Annotated in this window: 2 rRNA genes; both read left to right on the top strand. The window is 58.5% G+C overall.

The window, feature by feature from the left end:
- The first annotated feature begins 146 nt into the window (after nucleotides 1–146).
- Nucleotides 147–1,670 (top strand): 16S ribosomal RNA (locus tag O2W16_RS21565).
- Between the two features lie 509 nt (nucleotides 1,671–2,179).
- Nucleotides 2,180–5,304: ribosomal RNA gene (locus O2W16_RS21560) — 23S ribosomal RNA — on the top strand.
- The 16S and 23S rRNA genes sit together here, the layout of an rRNA operon.
- Nucleotides 5,305–5,319: the final 15 nt, after the last annotated feature.

Genomic DNA, 5,319 nt, shown 5'->3' with positions numbered 1-5,319 from the left:
GCGCGTCCGCTCCTTGAGAACTCAACAGCGTGCCGAAAGTCAGTGCCAAGTAACAAATCCCCCTTCGGTGTCTTCGGATGCTGATTGGGTTCCTTTGGTTGATTGAACGAGAGTGCCAACTCTCGGTCTCAGCTGCGATCAAATCATCTACGGAGAGTTTGATCCTGGCTCAGGACGAACGCTGGCGGCGTGCTTAACACATGCAAGTCGAGCGAGGCCCACTCTTCGGGGTGGTGCCCTAGCGGCGAACGGGTGAGTAACACGTGGGCAACCTGCCCTCAGCTCTGGGATAACTCCAAGAAATTGGTGCTAATACCGGATGTGACCGCTGACCGCATGGTCTGGTGGTGGAAAGATTCATCGGCTGAGGATGGGCCCGCGGCCTATCAGCTTGTTGGTGGGGTCACGGCCCACCAAGGCGACGACGGGTAGCCGGCCTGAGAGGGTGACCGGCCACACTGGGACTGAGACACGGCCCAGACTCCTACGGGAGGCAGCAGTGGGGAATATTGCGCAATGGGCGAAAGCCTGACGCAGCGACGCCGCGTGAGGGATGACGGCCTTCGGGTTGTAAACCTCTTTCAGTAGGGACGAAGCGAAAGTGACGGTACCTACAGAAGAAGCACCGGCCAACTACGTGCCAGCAGCCGCGGTAATACGTAGGGTGCAAGCGTTGTCCGGAATTATTGGGCGTAAAGAGCTCGTAGGCGGTCTGTCGCGTCGGCTGTGAAAACCCGAGGCTCAACCTCGGGCCTGCAGTCGATACGGGCAAACTAGAGTACTGCAGGGGAGACTGGAATTCCTGGTGTAGCGGTGAAATGCGCAGATATCAGGAGGAACACCGGTGGCGAAGGCGGGTCTCTGGGCAGTAACTGACGCTGAGGAGCGAAAGCGTGGGGAGCGAACAGGATTAGATACCCTGGTAGTCCACGCCGTAAACGTTGGGCGCTAGGTGTGGGGGCCATTCCACGGTCTCCGTGCCGCAGCTAACGCATTAAGCGCCCCGCCTGGGGAGTACGGCCGCAAGGCTAAAACTCAAAGGAATTGACGGGGGCCCGCACAAGCGGCGGAGCATGTTGCTTAATTCGATGCAACGCGAAGAACCTTACCTAGGCTTGACATGCACGGAAATCTCGTAGAGATACGGGGTGCCTTTGGCGTCGTGCACAGGTGGTGCATGGTTGTCGTCAGCTCGTGTCGTGAGATGTTGGGTTAAGTCCCGCAACGAGCGCAACCCTCGTTCTATGTTGCCAGCACGTCATGGTGGGGACTCATAGGAGACTGCCGGGGTCAACTCGGAGGAAGGTGGGGATGACGTCAAATCATCATGCCCCTTATGTCTAGGGCTGCAAACATGCTACAATGGCCGGTACAAAGGGCTGCGATACCGCGAGGTGGAGCGAATCCCAAAAAGCCGGTCTCAGTTCGGATTGGGGTCTGCAACTCGACCCCATGAAGTTGGAGTCGCTAGTAATCGCAGATCAGCAACGCTGCGGTGAATACGTTCCCGGGCCTTGTACACACCGCCCGTCACGTCACGAAAGTCGGTAACGCCCGAAGCCGGTGGCCCAACCCCTTGTGGGAGGGAGCCGTCGAAGGCGGGATCGGCGATTGGGACGAAGTCGTAACAAGGTAGCCGTACCGGAAGGTGCGGCTGGATCACCTCCTTTCTAAGGAGCACTGGCCGCCACACTCGTGTGGTGGTCCAGAGCCGTGCGCGGACCGTGAAGTGCCTTCAATTGTGGGGGTGCTCGGGTGTTCGTGACGGAGCTCAAGGGTGGAACGCTGACCAGTTCGGCCAGGCAGCTGCGGTTGCCCCTAGTACGACCTGGTGATCCTTGCTTCTTCGGAAGCGGGGGGAGGGTGTGGAGCGGGGTGGGTGTGGGTGGTCTGGTCGTAGGCACGCTGTTGGGTCCTGAGGGAGCGGGCATGAGTGTCTGCTGCTTCTGGAGGCCTGCTGGATGTCGTACCGCCCGGGGTTGACCTGGGGCTGGCGGTGTCGGGTGGTGGGTCATCTTCCGTACTTTGAGAACTGCACAGTGGACGCGAGCATCTTGTAAGTATTGATCTGGATATCCGCGCTGGTCCGCGTACGACGTCTGCTCATTCTGGTTGTGGCCGATTCTTGGTCTTGCTGGGGTGGGTGGTGTTGTGGTGGGCGGGCGTGGGTGTTGTGTGTGGTCAAGTTGTTAAGGGCACACGGTGGATGCCTGGGCACCAGGAGCCGATGAAGGACGTAGGAGGCTGCGATAAGCCTCGGGGAGCTGTCAACCGAGCGTTGATCCGAGGATTTCCGAATGGGGGAACCCCGCACCAGTCATGTGGTGTGACCCACGCCTGAACACATAGGGCGTGTGGAGGGAACGTGGGGAAGTGAAACATCTCAGTACCCACAGGAAGAGAAAACAACCGTGATTCCGTGAGTAGTGGCGAGCGAAAGCGGATGAGGCTAAACCGATCGCATGCCAAGCCGGCAGGCGTTGTGCGGTCGGGGTCGTGGGACGATTCAGATGGTTCTGCCGAACTGTCAGGGAGTCAGAAAGCCATGTGTTAGTGGAAGGCCTCTGGAAGGGGTCGCCGTAGAGGGTGAGAGCCCCGTACACGAAAACTCATGGCCTCCCGAGTCGTATCCCAAGTAGCACCGAGCCCGTGAAATTCGGTGTGAATCTGGCGGGACCACCCGCTAAGCCTAAATACTCCCTGGTGACCGATAGCGGACAAGTACCGTGAGGGAAAGGTGAAAAGTACCCCGGGAGGGGAGTGAAATAGTACCTGAAACCGTGTGCCTACAAGCCGTGAGAGCCTTATGCACCTTCGGGTGTGGGGGTGATTGCGTGCCTTTTGAAGAATGAGCCTGCGAGTTAGCGGTACGTGGCGAGGTTAACCCGTGTGGGGTAGCCGTAGCGAAAGCGAGTCCGAACAGGGCGATTGAGTCGCGTGCTCTAGACCCGAAGCCGAGTGATCTACCCATGGCCAGGTTGAAGCGCGGGTAAGACCGCGTGGAGGACCGAACCCACTTAGGTTGAAAACTGAGGGGATGAGCTGTGGGTAGGGGTGAAAGGCCAATCAAACTCGGTGATAGCTGGTTCTCCCCGAAATGCATTTAGGTGCAGCGTCACGTGTTTCTTGCCGGAGGTAGAGCACTGGATGGTCTAGGGGCCCCACAAGGTTACTGAAATCAACCAAACTCCGAATGCCGGTAAGTGAGAGCGTGGCAGTGAGACTGCGGGCGATAAGGTTCGTAGTCGAGAGGGAAACAGCCCAGATCATCAGCTAAGGCCCCTAAGCGTGTGCTAAGTGGAAAAGGATGTGGAGTCGCAGTGACAACCAGGAGGTTGGCTTAGAAGCAGCCACCCTTGAAAGAGTGCGTAATAGCTCACTGGTCAAGTGATTCCGCGCCGACAATGTAGCGGGGCTCAAGCACACCGCCGAAGCTGTGGCATTCACATGAACCCGTCACTCACTTTCGGGTGGGTGGCCAGGTGTGTGGATGGGTAGGGGAGCGTCGTGTGGCGATTGAAGCGGCGGAGTGATCCAGCCGTGGACGCCACACGAGTGAGAATGCAGGCATGAGTAGCGAAAGGGGAGTGAGAAACTCCCCCGCCGGATGACCAAGGGTTCCTGGGCCAGGCTAATCCGCCCAGGGTGAGTCGGGACCTAAGGCGAGGCCGACAGGCGTAGTCGATGGACAACGGGTTGATATTCCCGTACCCGCGAAAGAACGCCCATGCTGAACCCAGCGATGCTAACCATCCGAAGCTCGTGACTGCCCTTCGGGGCTGATCGAGTGGAGCGTGGGACCCGGACTGGTAGTAGGCAAGCGATGGGGTGACGCAGGAAGGTAGTCCTACCGGTGAGTGGTAGTACCGGTGCAAGGGTGTGGCCCGCGATGTAGGTAAATCCGCATCGCATACAGGGTGAGGCCCGACGCATAGCCGAATGAGGCGAATTGGATGATCCTATGCTGCCGAGAAAAGCCTCTAGCGAGTTCTTAGCGGCCCGTACCCCAAACCAACTCAGGTGGTCAGGTAGAGAATACCAAGGCGATCGAGCGAACTGTGGTTAAGGAACTCGGCAAAATGCCCCCGTAACTTCGGGAGAAGGGGGGCCATCTGCTGTGAACCGCCTTGCGCGGGGCAGCGGTGGGTGGCCGCAGAGACCAGTGAGAAGCGACTGTTTACTAAAAACACAGGTCCGTGCGAAGTCGAAAGACGATGTATACGGACTGACGCCTGCCCGGTGCTGGAACGTTAAGGGGACGGGTTAGTCCTTCGGGGCGAAGCTCAGAACTCAAGCGCCAGTAAACGGCGGTGGTAACTATAACCATCCTAAGGTAGCGAAATTCCTTGTCGGGTAAGTTCCGACCTGCACGAATGGCGTAACGACTTCTCAGCTGTCTCAACCACAGGCTCGGCGAAATTGCACTACGAGTAAAGATGCTCGTTACGCGCGGCAGGACGGAAAGACCCCGGGACCTTCACTATAGCTTGATATTGGTGTTCGGTTCGGCTTGTGTAGGATAGGTGGGAGACTGTGAAGCGGGCACGCCAGTGTTCGTGGAGTCATCGTTGAAATACCACTCTGGTCGAATTGGATGTCTAACCTCGGTCCGTGATCCGGATCAGGGACAGTGTCAGGTGGGTAGTTTAACTGGGGCGGTTGCCTCCCAAAATGTAACGGAGGCGCCCAAAGGTTCCCTCAGCCTGGTTGGCAATCAGGTGTCGAGTGCAAGTGCACAAGGGAGCTTGACTGCGAGACCGACGGGTCGAGCAGGAGCGAAAGCTGGGACTAGTGACCCGGCACCGGCACGTGGAAGCGGTGTCGCTCAACGGATAAAAGGTACCCCGGGGATAACAGGCTGATCTTCCCCAAGAGTCCATATCGACGGGATGGTTTGGCACCTCGATGTCGGCTCGTCGCATCCTGGGGCTGGAGTAGGTCCCAAGGGTTGGGCTGTTCGCCCATTAAAGCGGCACGCGAGCTGGGTTTAGAACGTCGTGAGACAGTTCGGTCCCTATCCGCCGCGCGCGTAAGAGACTTGAGAAGAGCTGTCCCTAGTACGAGAGGACCGGGACGGACGAACCTCTGGTGTGCCAGTTGTTCCGCCAGGAGCACTGCTGGTTGGCTACGTTCGGCAGGGATAACCGCTGAAAGCATCTAAGCGGGAAGCTCGCTTCGAGATGAGGTCTCTCACCGGGTCAACCGGGTAAGGCCCCCGCCCAGACCAGCGGGTTGATAGGCCGGAAGTGGAAGCGGCGCAAGTCGTGGAGCTGACCGGTACTAATAGGCCGAGGGCTTGACCACTCACTCATCCAGCCT

It is taken from the genome of Modestobacter sp. VKM Ac-2984 (assembly GCF_026967985.1).
GTDB lineage: Bacteria > Actinomycetota > Actinomycetes > Mycobacteriales > Geodermatophilaceae > Modestobacter.
Note: the sequence above shows the minus strand (reverse complement) of the source record. Positions and strands in the feature narration are given on the sequence as shown.